Below are 12,657 nucleotides of genomic sequence, written 5' to 3'. Positions count from 1 at the left end.
GGAACGTCATGGACTTGAACCTGAAAGGCAAATCCGCGCTGATTACCGGCGCGTCGAAGGGCATCGGGCTGGCAACGGCATGGGCGTTCGCGGCGGAAGGCGTCGCGGAACTGCATCTGGCGGCGCGTTCGGCCGATGCGCTGCATCGCGCGCAGGACGAGATCGCGACGAAGCACGGCACGCGCGTCCACGTGCACGCGACGGATCTCTCGGTCACGCAGAACGCCATCGACCTCGCGCGCGCCTGCTCGAACGCGGACATTCTGGTGAACAACGCGGCGGACTCCAGCCCCGGCCCGCTCGACAAGGTGAGCGACGCGGACTGGCGCGCGAGTCTCGACATGAAGATCTTTTCGTACGTCACGCTGACGCGCGAGCTGTACGCGTCGATGAAGCAGCGCGGCAGCGGCGTGATCGTCAACGACATCGGCAATTCGGGCGAGAACTGGGACGCGAACTACATCATCGGTTCGACGGGCAACGCGGCGATGATGGCCTTTACGCGCGCCATCGGCGGCTGGGCGCTCGACGACGGCATCCGCGTGGTGGGCGTGAACCCGGGTCCGGTCGCCACCGACCGCATGGTGAAGCTGATGAAGCGCCGCGCGCTCGACTGGTACAACGATGAAAGCCGCTGGGAAGAACTCTTCGACAAGTATCCCGGCAAGCGTGCAGCGCGGGCCGATGAGGTGGCCGACCTGATCGTATGGCTCGCGTCGGATCGCGCGGCGTATATCACGGGCACGATCGTGACCATCGACGGCGGCATTGCGTCGCGCCGTTCCATCATCTGAGGGGGACGTCATGCGTCGATTCGAGGAACGCAATGCCTATTTCGACCGGCTCTGCAACAGCGAAGGGCTGATGTGGCTGGGCCAGAACACCAATCACTTCGAGCCGCATCCGGCCGTGCGTCAGGCCGTCATCGACGCACTCGATGGCGGCGAATACCACGCCTATGCGCCGCCGCTCGGCTTCGAGGAACTGCGGCAGTTGATCCGCGAGGACATCGGCTTGCCTGATGCATCGGTGATGGTCACCGATGGCGCGGTGGAAGGGCTGTACAACGTCTGCCGCAACATCTGCGAAGCGGGCAAGGATTTCGTCACGACCAATCCGAGCTGGGCCTGGCCGATGCAATTCGCCGCGCGCGCGGGTTCACGCGTGATCGAACTGCCTATCTACTCGGCGGGGCAGCACTACAAGCTCACGCCCGCACAATTGCGCGCGGCGGTGAACGAAAACACCGGCGTGATCTATCTCGTGGATCCGAACAACCCGCTCGGCACCTGTCACACCGAAGACGAAATTCGCGAGTTCGCGGAGATCGCGCGGTCGGTCGGCGCGTATTTCATTCATGACGCCACCTACTTCCAGTTCGCCGACAGCTTCACGCCGGCGTATCGCTTCTATCCCGAGAAGACCATCGTCACGTACAGCTTTTCGAAGTGGCTGGGTCTGGCGGGCATGCGGCTCGGCGCGGTGATCGCGCATCCGGATCTGATCGAACGCTTCGCTTCCGCGCCGCCGAACAATCTCGGCAGCAATGTGCTGTCGCAACGCGCGGCGATCGCCGGGCTGCGCACGAAGAGCGAATGGTTTCCCGAGATCAACCGGCGTCAACGGCGCAATCAGGCGGCGGTCGTCGAGGCGGCGAAGAATGTGGAAGGATTGAGCGTGCCGGTGTATCCGTCGCAGGCGAATCTGCTGGTCGTGGAGACCATCAACGCGGGAATCACGCCGGAGGCGCTGGTGGAAGCGTTCCAGGCCGAGCGCGTGATGATCCGTCAGGGCGCGTACCACACGAAGGAATTCGGGCATCGCTTCGTGAAGGTGAGCCTGACCGTGCCGGAACTGTGGGCCGACCGATTCTGCGAACTGCTGCCTTCGATGGTCGAGCGCGCACGGTCCATCAAGCAGCCCGCGAATCAATTCTGACGAGGCCGGAACCGACATGCCGTATCTGAAAACTTCCGACGATGTGAACCTGTACTACGAAGAAGCAGGCGAAGGCACGCCGCTGGTCTTCGTGCATGAATTCGGCGGCGACCTGCGCAGCTGGGAACCGCAGATGCGCTACTTCAGCCGGCGTTATCGCTGCATTGCTTTCGCGGCGCGCGGTTATGCGCCGTCCGACGTGCCTGAGGACATCGAGCGCTACTCGCAGTCCATCGCCGCGCGCGATATCCGCGACGTGCTCGACGCGTTGAAGATCGATCGTGCGCATGTCGTGGGCCTGTCGATGGGCGGCTTCGCGACGCTGCATTTCGGGCTCGATTATCCGGAGCGCGCCCGTTCGCTGGTGGTCGCGGGCGCGGGCTATGGCGCGGAGAAGGCGTTCGAGGATCACTTCCGCGATGTGTCGCTGGAAGTTGCGAAGCAGTTCGAGGCGCAGGGCGCCGAGCAGTTCTCGAAGACCTATGCGCTGGCGGCATCGCGCATTGCGTTCCAGGTGAAGGACCCGCGCGGCTGGCTCGAATTCGCGACGATGCTCGGCGAACATTCCGCGCGTGGTTCTGCCCTGACGATGCGCGGCGTGCAGGCGCGCCGTCCGTCCATCTATGACCTCGAAGCCCGTCTTCAGGCGATGACGGTGCCTACGCTGGTCGTCGTCGGCGATGAGGACGATCATTGTCTTCAGCCCGGCATCTTCCTGAAGCGCACGGTGCCCGCGAGTGGACTCGTCGTGATGGCGAAGACCGGTCATACGCTCAATCTCGAAGAACCGGCGCTGTTCAATCAGCATGTCGCGGAGTTTCTCGCGATGGTCGAGCAGGACCGCTGGCTGCCGCGCGATCCGCGCGCGGTGCCTGCGCAGATCATGAAGACGTCATGAGCGCGCCGCACCAGACGCGTGCAAGCGCGTTCGTCGATGAACAGCGTCTCGCAGGCCGGCTCGAAGCGATGGCGCGCATCGGCGCCACAGAGAAGGGCGGCGTGAACCGGCAGGCGCTGTCGGCGGAAGATGCGCAAGCGCAGCGCGAACTCGTGCGCTGGGGCGAGGCGCTGGGCCTCGAGCCGTCCGTCGATGCCATCGGCAATCTGTTCCTGCGTCTCGAAGGCACGGACGCGGAGGCGGCGCCGGTGCTGTCGGGATCGCATCTCGATTCGCAACCGACCGGCGGCCAGTTCGACGGCGTTTATGGCGTGCTGGCCGCGTTCGAGGCCGTCGAAGCGATCATCGCCTCGGGCGTGAGACCGCGTGCGCCGATCGAAGTCGTCGCGTGGATGAACGAGGAAGGCTCGCGCTTCGCGCCCGGCATGATGGGTTCGGCGGTGTTCGCGGGCGCGCGCGAACTCGACGAAGTGCGTGCCGTGACGGACAAGGGCGGCGTCAGCGTGGCGGCGGCGCTCGCGGACGTGCGCGCGGTTCTGCATGAGGTGCCCGAGCGCGCTTTGGGACAGCGCGTGGCCGCGTTTGTCGAAGCGCATATCGAGCAAGGTCCGATGCTGGAGAAGGAGGGATTGACGATCGGCGTCGTCACGGGCATTCAGGGCAAGCGCACGTTCAAGGTGCGCGTGGACGGAGAGGCCGCGCACGCGGGCACGTCCACGCGCGCGGAACGCAAGGACGCGCTGCTGGCCGCCATCGCGATGGTGCAGGCGCTGGCCGACGCCATGCACGACGCCGAAGATATCGTGAAGTTCACGGTCGGGCGTTTCGATGTGAAGCCGAGCGCGCCGTCGGTGGTGGCGAGTTCGGTGGACTTTTCCATCGACTTGCGGCATCCCGACTCGGACACGCTGACGCGGCTCGGCGACCGCATCGCGTCGATCTGCGAGGCGCATGCGGGCGTGTGCACGGTGCGCGTGACGGAGCTTTCCACGGCGATGTCGCTCGACTTTCCTGCACGGATGCGTGAGTTGATCCGCGAAGCCGCGGCAAGGCTCGATCTGCCGCATCGCGACATCCTGTCCACCGCAGGCCACGATGCGCGCTATCTGCACGCGGTGTGTCCGAGCGGCATGATCTTCGTACCGTCGCATCTCGGGCTGACGCATTGCGAGGCGGAATTCACGGCATCGGCGGATCTGGCTGCCGGAACGCGCGTGCTCGCGGATGTGCTCGTCGAACTGGCTTCCTGAAAGCGGGAGCGGACTTTGCTGATTCAGCGTGCAAGGTCCGCTCGACGTTACAGGAGGGAAGCATGACCGCGCACCATGGAGAAGCAGAAGACGCAGAGACCTACACGACGTTCAAGGAACTCGTCAACATGACGGCGTCACAACTCGACAAGTGGCTCGATACCGACGCGTCTCGCGAAGTCGGACAGAAGAACGGTGGCGAGTCGGTGGGGCACAGGTCGGGGCGGCACATCATCGACATTCTCGGCAAGAAGAAAGCCGATCTCGGCGCCGACGACTACGCGCACATGCGCAAGGTGAACGGCTATGTGAAGCGGCACCTCGCGCAACGTCCGCATGAGGTCGAGCATTCGCACTGGCGTTACTCGCTGATGAACTGGGGACACGATCCGCTCAAATGAGCGCTCAAGTGAGCGCGCACCCTCAGTCGTTCACGAACACGATGCGGTCGCGTCCGGCATCGTCGTTCCAGTGTTCGGCGAGATGCGGCATCGGCACGGCTTTCGTTTCCACGTGCAGGCCGCCTTCCGCAGCGGCATTCAACACCGCCTGCATGGCCGCGAACAGGCGCGGCATCGCGACGCTTCCCAGGCCGCTGCCAAGCAGGCTGATCGCGCTTGATCGCAATACGGCCGCCGGCAGCGCGATCTCCTGCGCACTCATCGAACCGATCTGCACGAAGCGCAGCGCGCGTTGTGCTTCGGATACACGCGCAGCAGCGATCAGCAACGCCCGCGCACTCGGTCCCCACAGATAGTCCAGCACGATATCGACACCTTCCGCGCAATGCGCTTCGAATGCACGGCCAAGCGCGGCTTCGTCGCCGTCAAGGGTGATCGTCGTGTCCGCGCCCAACTCGCGCAGCCGGTCGAGCATCGCGCGATTACGTCCCGTCGCGATGATCTTCCCCGCGCCGAGCCGCTTCGCCACCTGCACCGCAAGCTGACCCGACGCGCCCGTCGCACCGTTGATCCATACCGTCTCGCCGGCGACGAACTTTGCGCGCTCGGTGAGCGCCGCCCATGACGACATGCCGGGAATGGCGATGGCGGCGGCATCGATGTCGTCGATGGCATCGGCCAGCGGCAGGCAATGGTCGAGCGGCACCAGCGTGCGTTCGGCCATGGCGCCGAATGGCGCGACAGGACCGAAGAAATAGACACGCCGGCCATCGTCGAGACGACCCGCGCCATCGACGCCCGCGACGAACGGATAGGTCTTCGTCGACGAATAATGCTCGCCGGATGCCCGTCCGCGCGTCAGGCGGCTCAACGCCGACGCGCCCACTGTCACGACGACTTGTTCACCCGAGGCCACCGGTTCATCGAACTCGGTCCACACGGGTGGGATGCCTGCCTGCTTGACGACTGCTGCTTTCATGCTTGCTCCTGGTTGAATGGGGCGCCGAGTCCGGTCATCCATGCGCGCAGCGCGGGATCGCGGATGTCCAGCACGTCGAAGAGGCCGAGCGCGAGCAAGGCCGGCAAGGCGTCCTCGATATCGCGTCCGGCTTCCGCGCGGCTCGCGGGACTGGCGTGCGGATCGCTCCACACACGCGCATTGACGAGAAACGCGCCGACCGTGCCCTTGCGGATCGTCGTGCCGTTGAGGCGGGTTTCGTCGAGATGATCGGGAAGCATCTGGCTGGCTCGCATCGCGTATGGCTCCGTGGATGAATCAATGAAGCCGAGTCTAGACGTGCGCCCAAGGCCCGTCTCCGGTATAAAGGCCATTCGATACCGTAATCCGGCCATGACTACACCCCTGATTCGCCCCGAACTGGTGATGTCGCAGGACGGCCCGTTCCTCGCGGCCGCCGAACTCACGCAAAGCGAGCCGCGCGAAGTGGCTTCGCATAGCCACGCGCGCGGCCAGTTGATGGGCGCGTCGAGCGGCCTGGTGTCGATTGGCGTCGATACGCGCCAGTGGGTCGTACCCGCCGTTCATGCCATCTGGATTCCGCCGCATCGGGCGCATTCGGTGCGGTCCTACGGACCGTTCTCGGGATGGAGTGTCTTCGTGACCGAGGCGCGTTGCGCGGCCTTGCCCGCCGAGCCCCGCGCCATACGCGCCACGTCGCTGCTGCGTGAAGCGGTGCATCGCGCGTCGTCGTGGCAGGACGACTCGCTCGATGCCGCGCGGGCGCGCATCGCCGACGTCATCCTCGATGAACTCGCCGCGGCCCCGGAAGCGCCGTTTCATTTGCAGCGTCCGCGCGATCCGGCCTTGCTGAAGATCACCGACGCGCTCGCCAACGATCTCGCCGACAACCGCCGTCTTGAAGAATGGGCCGCGTGGGCCGGCGTCTCGCCGCGCACGTTGAGCCGGCGCTTCATGGCTGACACCGGGCTGACCTTCGCGCAATGGCGTCAGCAGGCGCGCATGCTGCGTGCGCTGGAGCGCGTGGCCGATCGTGTGCCGGTGACGACCATCGCGCTGGAAACGGGCTACGAGAACATCAGTGCGTTCATCGACGTGTTTTGCCGCACGTTCGGCACGACGCCCGGGCGCTATCACGCGGGCGGCTGAACGCTTGAGACCTGCTGCCGGGGCGGATCGGGATACTATCGTCGAACGAACACGCGGAGGAGGAGACATGAGCCAGACGAACTGGTACGGCGAGCACGCCTGTTCCCTCGATGACTTCGAACGTGTACTCGCGCAGGAAGAGGCGCATCCGCCGCGCCATGCCGCCGCGAGTCAGCGAGGCATTCCGCTCTATGACTGCCGCGCGCTGGGCGACGATGCGCCCCAACGCAAGGTCTTGCAGGCGGAATGGGCCGAGGTGCTGCGCGCGGGCGCGGGCGTGCTGGTGCTGAAGCACGCCTACGCCGACCCCGCCCCGATCGACGACGCCACCGCTGTCTTCGAAGACATCATCCGGCAGGAGCGCGAGCAGGGCACGAGCCGCGCGGATCACTTCGCGAAGGCGGGCGCGAACGACCGCATCTGGAACGCGCAGGAAAAGCTTTGCCTGCAAGCGCCTGAGGTCTTCGCGCGCTATTTCGCGAACCCGTTTCTCGCGTGCATGGCCGAAGCGTGGCTCGGCCCCGCGTATCAGATGACGTCGCAGGTCAATGTCGTGCGGCCGGGCGGCGCGGCGCAGGAGGCGCATCGCGACTATCACCTGGGTTTCCAGACCGAAGAGGAAGTGCGCCGCTATCCCGCGCATGTTCACGCGATGTCGCCGTTCCTGACCTTGCAGGGCGCGCTGGCCCACAGCGACATGCCGGTGGAAAGCGGACCGACGAAGCTCCTGCCATTCTCGCAGCGTTACGCACAAGGCTATCTCGCGTGGCGGCTTGCGGACTTTCGCGCGTATTTCGAGGCGCACTGCGTGCAACTGCCGCTCGAAAAAGGCGACGCGCTGTTCTTCAGCCCCGCGCTGTTCCATGCGGCGGGCGCGAACCGGACGCGCGAGGTGCAGCGCATGGCCAATCTGTTGCAGGTGTCGTCGGCCTACGGGCGGGCGATGGAATCGCTCGATCGCGCGCGCATGTGCGAGGCCGTGTATCCGTTCCTGAGCGAATGCAAGTCCACCGGCCGCATGAGCGATGAGGAGATCGAGGCGGTCATCGCTGCGTGCGCGGAGGGCTATGCCTTCCCAACGAATCTCGATCGCGATCCGCCTTCGGGCGGTCTCGCCCCGCCGAGCCAGCAAGCGCTGTTGCGCGAGGCGTTGCGCGAAGACTGGCCGCTGCAAGGCTTGACCGATGCGCTACGCGATCACGCGTGGAAACGCACCACATAAAACATTCGGTAACGCGTGGGTAACGCCTCGTAAGCACTGACGAAAAGCGCATTTTTCTCAACCGATCGCCGCGCCTCGCGTCCGGAGAAGATGGCTGCCGTTGCAAGCAGCAACGTCCATTTTCTCCAAGGAGCGCGCAGGATGAACGTCAACAGTCCCCTCAACAGCCACGCGGTGCCGCAGACGGCGAACACGCTGCCGATCCGGCGCAACACCGAAGTCCCGGCGGCCGAAAGCATCCCCTCGCCAACGACGAAGACGCCGGTGAACAATCCCGCGCATCTCGGCAATCACGTCGATACGACCGCCTGAGCCATGCCTGCGATCGTTCGATTCGCGCTCGCGTGCGCGGCGCTTGCATCGTGCCCGCTGACGCTCGAAGGCTGCGCGCTCGCCGCGCTGCCGTGCCGCGTGACGGCCGCGACGCTCAAGGTCGTGCCGGTGGTCGGCCACGCGGCGGCCACGCCGTTCGATGTCTGCGCTTCGGCGATCGACTGACATGAAGCGCATCCTTCTGCCCTGCGCGCTGATCGCCGCCCTGTTGTTGCCCGCAGCCGCGCGGGCGCAGCAACCGTACGACTTTCGCGGGCTGCGGCTGGGCGTTCCGCTGGATGTCTTCCGCCGCGAAGAGCCCGCACGCGCGACGCCGCCGCTCAGCGTCGCGCTGTGCGATACCGACGTCGAAGCGGCGGCGCTCGGCATGGTGCTGCGCGATCCGCACAGCCTGACCATCAGCTGCAAGTGGGCGCATCGCGACGAGGCGGGATGGCAGGCGTCGCAAGCGGTCGTCGACGGCGCTCCCGCGCGCGACCACGTGCTGCGCTTCGCCGCGATGCCGGGCGATGCCACACCGCGCCTCTATCGCATGTCATTCGTGATCGATGCGCGCATGGCCGACGACCTCGGCGCGGCCTTGTCGTCGCGTTTCGGCGCGGGCCGCGTCGTGCGTGCGAACGGCTACCGGACGCGCCGCTGGGAGAACGCGACGAGCTCCATCACGCTGGAGGCGAACGGCGCGTCGGCGACGGCGCGCGTGATCTATCGCCTGAAAGCCTACGAAACCTGGTTGCGCGAGACCGAAGACACATGGCGTCTCGCCGCCTTGCATGACACCCCTTGAATCCCGGAACGCATCGTCATGAAATTGACAGTCTTGCTGTGCATGTGTGCGCTGTCGGCGTGTTCGTCGTCGCGATCCATCGTCGAGATGCCCACTTATGCGCCGGCCGTCGCGCAGCCGGTCAACGTCAATACGCTTGGCGCGATCTATCAGGCGGGCAATGCCGTGTCGCTGTATGAGACCTCGCGCGCGCAGCGCGTGGGCGACGTGCTCACCATTCGCCTTTCCGAGTCCTATTCAGGCAGCAATACCGCCGATGCCAGCGCGAGCCGCGCGAGCAGCATCAGCGCCACGGCCGCCGATCAATCGACCGGCGCGGCCGCCCGCCTTGCACGCCTGTTCAACGTGGGCTCGGCGGATACCTCGTTCAAGGGCAACGGCAGCACCAGCAACCTGAGCGCGATGAGCGGCACGCTCGCGGTGTCGGTGATCGGCACCTTGCCGGGCGGGAATCTCGTCGTCGCAGGCGACAAGATCATCGCGATGAGCGGCAATCAGGATCAGATGCGCTTCTCCGGCATCGTCAATCCGAAGGATATCGAGGCGGGGAATTACGTGGCGTCGAACAAGGTGGCGAATGCGCGCATCGAACAGGCGGGCGTGGGCATGCTCGCCGATTCGACCACGATGGGATGGTTGCAGCATCTCTTCATGAGCGTGCTGACGTTCTGAGCTTGCGGCAACGCATCAGTACGGCGGACGCGCGGCAATGCGTCCCGCCGCGCTCGGGTCGCCATGCGGCACGAAGATGTAGCCCTGGCCCCAGACCGTCTGCACATAGCGCGGCTCGGACGGGTCGGTTTCCAGCAGACGGCGCAGGCGCCAGATCGATACATCGAGACTGCGATCACGATGCGCACCCGCGCCACGCAAATGTTCGTTCAACTGCGCGCGCGAGAGCACGGTCATCTGGTTCTTCACGAGCGTCTTCAAGAGCGCGAATTCACCCGAACGCAACGCAATGCGTTCGCCGTCGCGGCGCAGTTCACGCGCGCCGAAGTCCATTTCGAAGGGACCGAAGCGATAGCTCGGACGTATCTCCGGCGCGCCGGGCACGAACGACGGCGGTCCGTTGCGGCGTCGCAGGATGGTGCGGATGCGCGCCAGCAGTTCGCGCGGATCGAAGGGCTTGCCGAGATAATCGTCCGCGCCGAGTTCGAGGCCGATCACGCGATCCAGCACGTCCGAACGCGCGGTGAGCAGGATCACGGGAATGTCGTCGTGGGCGTGGCGCAGTTCACGCAGCGCGCTGATGCCGTCCTTGCCCGGCATCATCACGTCCAGCACGACCAGCGCGGGCCGCAGGTTCTGCACGGCGCTTTTCAGCGCGATGCCGTCGTCCAGCACGGACACGTCGAGGCCGTGTTGCGTCAGGAAGTCGCGCACGTGTTCGCGCACGACGGGGTCGTCGTCGACCATGAGTACATGTGGTGTCATGCGCCGATTCTAGGGTCGGCATCGGCGGCCTGGCCATCGCGCGAAACTTTCCATTTCTTTCTGTTACGGGATGGCTGGCGGGTCGTGAATGCCGCGGGCGTCCGTGGCGGCTGGCGTGGCGGCCCATGGCATGCAAGGACGCGAGGTCGCGGCGCGCGCTGCCGTAAGAAACGGTAATGCGCCGAATAATGTGGCGCGTGCCGATTGGAATGGGCACCGAATAAAATTTCGATATGGCTACATCGGTTCTGATCGTCGACGACGACTCCGCGGTGCGCGATCTGCTGCGCCGCTTCTTTCATACGCAAGGCATCGAGGTCTCCGTGCTGCATGAAGGCGCGGGGCTGCGCCGTCGTCTGGAACTGGAGCGGCCTTCCATCGTGGTGCTGGACATCATGATGCCGGATACCGACGGGCTCCGCGCGCTCCGCGACCTGCGCGCGGCGGGCGAGGACATTCCGGTGATCTTCGTGACGGGCTGCGACAGCGTGGCGCAGAAGATCGCGGGACTGCAAACCGGTGCGGACGATTACCTCGCGAAACCCTTCGATCCGCGCGAACTGCTTGCACGCATCGAAGCCGTGCTGCGGCGTCGCGCAAGCACGCCGAGCCAGCCCGAGCGCTGCGCCCGCGAACGCTTCGGACGCTTCGAAGTGGACTTCGTCACGCGTGCGCTGATCTGCGGCGAGAAGCGCATTCCGCTACGCGAAAGCGAGTTCGCGTTGCTCAAGGTGTTCATCAAGCATCCGTACAAGGTGTTGTCGCGCGTGCTGTTGCACGATCTCGTGCATCGCGACGACCTGCCGTTCCGCGACCGTGGCCTCGACGTGCCGGTGTGGCGGCTGCGCCGTCTGATCGAAGACGATCCGTCGCAGCCGCGCCACTTGCAGACGGTGCGCGGACAAGGCTTCGTCTTCGTGCCCGATGGAGAGCACTCGGCGCTCGATCGCATCCGGGCCTAGCACGATGCGTCTGGCTGCCTTCTCGCCGCGCGGCATCGCGGATACCTTGTTCGGCCGCATGGCGCTGCTGTCGGTCTGTGTGCTGCTGGTGCTGCAGGGCGGATGGTTCGCGATGCTCCATATTCAGGCGCCACACAAGGAAGCCGATGGTTACGCGCGCGCGCTGCTGATCGTGCTGGAAGCCGCGCACAACGACGTGACGCTCGGCGGCAAGCTGATGCGCCAGACGCGCGTGCATATCGTGCCGGTCTGGAACATGCCGGAACCGCTCGAACTCCAGGATCCACGCACGACGCGTCATGCGCATCTCGCGAAGCAGATTGCCGATGGCCTGCCGCCTGGCTCGCAGATCGCCATCGACAGTATCGGCCGCAAGATGCCGCGCCTGTGGGTGCGTTATCCGTCGAGCGCGTTCTGGATCGTCACGCCGATTGACCTGCCGCCGCCCGCGCCCATCTTCACCGAGTCCATCGTATTGCTGTGCGGCGCGCTGCTGCTGTCGCTGTTCGTCACCTGGCAATTGCAGCGCCCGCTGGCGCGGGTCGCGCAGGCCGCGCGGCGCTTCGGCGGCGGCGAGCGTCCGATGCCGGTGGGCGAACATGGGCCGCGTGAGCTGCGCGATCTGATCGGTGCGTTCAATCAGATGGTGAGCAAGATCGCCGAGGCCGACGACGATCGCGCGGTCATGCTCGCCGGTATTGCGCACGATTTGAAGGCGCCGCTCACGCGGCTGTCGCTGCGTGCGACGGTGCTCGCGAAAGACGAGCGCGAACGCGCGCATTTCCTGCGCGACATCGACTCGATGACGCGCATCGTGCAACAGTTCCTCGAGTTCGCCGCGCGTGCGCCGTCCGAAAGCGCGCCGGCGGGCGTGGATGCGTTCATCGCGGAACAGTTCGCCGCGCCAGAGGACGGCGACGATGCGCTGTTCCAACTGTCGCTGCACGCGGGCGACGGGTTCGTGCTGCCGCGTACCTTCATCGACCGGTTGTTGACCAATCTTGTCGACAACGCCTTCGAACATGGCGAGCCGCCTGTGGAGATCAGGACTGCGCGGCTGCGTGCCGACTGGCTGATCGAAGTGCGCGATCACGGCCCCGGCATTCCCGATGCGCAACTCGACGATGCACTGCGCCCGTTCGTGCGGCTCGATCCCGCGCGCAGCGGCAACGGCCATTGCGGGCTGGGTCTTGCCATCGTCGAACGTCTCGTACGCGAACAGCATGGCCGCTGTGAGATCGGCAATGCCGAGGGCGGCGGACTGGTCGTGCGTATCGTCATTCCCGCTCAATCAACATGAT

The 12,657-nt window shown here is 65.6% G+C and carries 16 protein-coding genes; 13 read left to right on the top strand and 3 right to left on the bottom strand.

The features are described from left to right. The first annotated feature begins 8 nt into the window (after positions 1–8). The 5 genes from QCE88_RS21740 (at position 9) to QCE88_RS21720 (ending at position 4,487) form a co-directional block, all read left to right on the top strand. Positions 9–794, top strand: a complete 786-nt coding sequence (locus tag QCE88_RS21740) for a short-chain dehydrogenase/reductase (RefSeq protein ID WP_309905985.1) — start codon at positions 9–11, stop codon at positions 792–794. Positions 795–804: 10 nt separating this feature from the next. Next, positions 805–1,938 carry a pyridoxal phosphate-dependent aminotransferase gene (locus tag QCE88_RS21735; RefSeq protein WP_309905983.1) on the top strand — a complete coding sequence of 378 codons (1,134 nt, stop codon included), beginning with the start codon at positions 805–807 and terminating at the stop codon, positions 1,936–1,938. Between the two features lie 16 nt (positions 1,939–1,954). After that, complete coding sequence (locus QCE88_RS21730) at positions 1,955–2,836, top strand: alpha/beta hydrolase (protein ID WP_309905981.1); 882 nt, start codon at positions 1,955–1,957, stop codon at positions 2,834–2,836. Further along, entirely contained in the window at positions 2,833–4,086 is a 1,254-nt protein-coding gene (locus QCE88_RS21725; RefSeq protein ID WP_309905979.1) for an allantoate amidohydrolase, read from the top strand. Before QCE88_RS21730 ends, QCE88_RS21725 begins: the two co-directional genes overlap by 4 nt. Positions 4,087–4,148: 62 nt before the next feature. Next, entirely contained in the window at positions 4,149–4,487 is a 339-nt protein-coding gene (locus tag QCE88_RS21720; protein WP_309905977.1) for a DUF3140 domain-containing protein, read from the top strand. 22 nt (positions 4,488–4,509) lie between these two features. Here the strand turns inward: QCE88_RS21720 and QCE88_RS21715 are convergent, their stop codons facing one another. Both QCE88_RS21715 and QCE88_RS21710 read right to left on the bottom strand, forming a co-directional pair. Continuing rightward, positions 4,510–5,466 (bottom strand): zinc-binding alcohol dehydrogenase family protein, encoded by a 957-nt coding sequence (locus tag QCE88_RS21715; RefSeq protein WP_309905975.1) that lies wholly within the window; start codon positions 5,464–5,466, stop codon positions 4,510–4,512. Continuing rightward, entirely contained in the window at positions 5,463–5,741 is a 279-nt protein-coding gene (locus QCE88_RS21710; RefSeq protein WP_309905974.1) for a hypothetical protein, read from the bottom strand. The genes QCE88_RS21715 and QCE88_RS21710 overlap by 4 nt, the downstream gene beginning before the upstream one ends. A 97-nt stretch (positions 5,742–5,838) precedes the next feature. On the opposite strand from QCE88_RS21710, the gene QCE88_RS21705 reads away from it, so the two are divergent. The 6 genes from QCE88_RS21705 to QCE88_RS21680 all read left to right on the top strand — a co-directional run bounded on the left by QCE88_RS21705 (position 5,839) and on the right by QCE88_RS21680 (position 9,629). Next, positions 5,839–6,615 (top strand): helix-turn-helix transcriptional regulator, encoded by a 777-nt coding sequence (locus tag QCE88_RS21705; RefSeq protein WP_309905972.1) that lies wholly within the window; start codon positions 5,839–5,841, stop codon positions 6,613–6,615. A gap of 67 nt (positions 6,616–6,682) precedes the next feature. Further along, positions 6,683–7,837 carry a phytanoyl-CoA dioxygenase family protein gene (locus QCE88_RS21700; RefSeq protein ID WP_309905970.1) on the top strand — a complete coding sequence of 385 codons (1,155 nt, stop codon included), beginning with the start codon at positions 6,683–6,685 and terminating at the stop codon, positions 7,835–7,837. Positions 7,838–7,978: 141 nt separating this feature from the next. Continuing rightward, positions 7,979–8,149 carry a hypothetical protein gene (locus QCE88_RS21695; RefSeq protein WP_309905968.1) on the top strand — a complete coding sequence of 57 codons (171 nt, stop codon included), beginning with the start codon at positions 7,979–7,981 and terminating at the stop codon, positions 8,147–8,149. A 3-nt stretch (positions 8,150–8,152) separates the two neighbouring features. Then, complete coding sequence (locus QCE88_RS21690) at positions 8,153–8,335, top strand: DUF6726 family protein (RefSeq protein ID WP_309835155.1); 183 nt, start codon at positions 8,153–8,155, stop codon at positions 8,333–8,335. Position 8,336: 1 nt separating this feature from the next. Further along, positions 8,337–8,957, top strand: coding sequence for a hypothetical protein (locus QCE88_RS21685; RefSeq protein WP_309905966.1), 621 nt, complete (start codon positions 8,337–8,339; stop codon positions 8,955–8,957). 18 nt (positions 8,958–8,975) lie between these two features. Beyond that, positions 8,976–9,629: a flagellar basal body L-ring protein FlgH gene (locus QCE88_RS21680; RefSeq protein WP_309905963.1), complete on the top strand. Its 654-nt coding sequence runs from the start codon at positions 8,976–8,978 to the stop codon at positions 9,627–9,629. A 15-nt stretch (positions 9,630–9,644) separates the two neighbouring features. Here the strand turns inward: QCE88_RS21680 and QCE88_RS21675 are convergent, their stop codons facing one another. Beyond that, positions 9,645–10,394, bottom strand: a complete 750-nt coding sequence (locus tag QCE88_RS21675; RefSeq protein WP_309905961.1) for a response regulator — start codon at positions 10,392–10,394, stop codon at positions 9,645–9,647. Between the two features lie 233 nt (positions 10,395–10,627). Between QCE88_RS21675 and QCE88_RS21670 the strand changes: the two genes are divergently transcribed. Together QCE88_RS21670 and QCE88_RS21665 are read left to right on the top strand one after the other, a co-directional pair. After that, positions 10,628–11,356, top strand: a complete 729-nt coding sequence (locus QCE88_RS21670; RefSeq protein ID WP_309905959.1) for a response regulator — start codon at positions 10,628–10,630, stop codon at positions 11,354–11,356. A 4-nt stretch (positions 11,357–11,360) separates the two neighbouring features. Beyond that, entirely contained in the window at positions 11,361–12,656 is a 1,296-nt protein-coding gene (locus tag QCE88_RS21665; RefSeq protein ID WP_309905956.1) for an ATP-binding protein, read from the top strand. Position 12,657: the final 1 nt, after the last annotated feature.

The organism is Caballeronia sp. LZ035, assembly GCF_031451175.1.
Taxonomy (GTDB): domain Bacteria; phylum Pseudomonadota; class Gammaproteobacteria; order Burkholderiales; family Burkholderiaceae; genus Caballeronia.
Note: the sequence above shows the minus strand (reverse complement) of the source record. Positions and strands in the feature narration are given on the sequence as shown.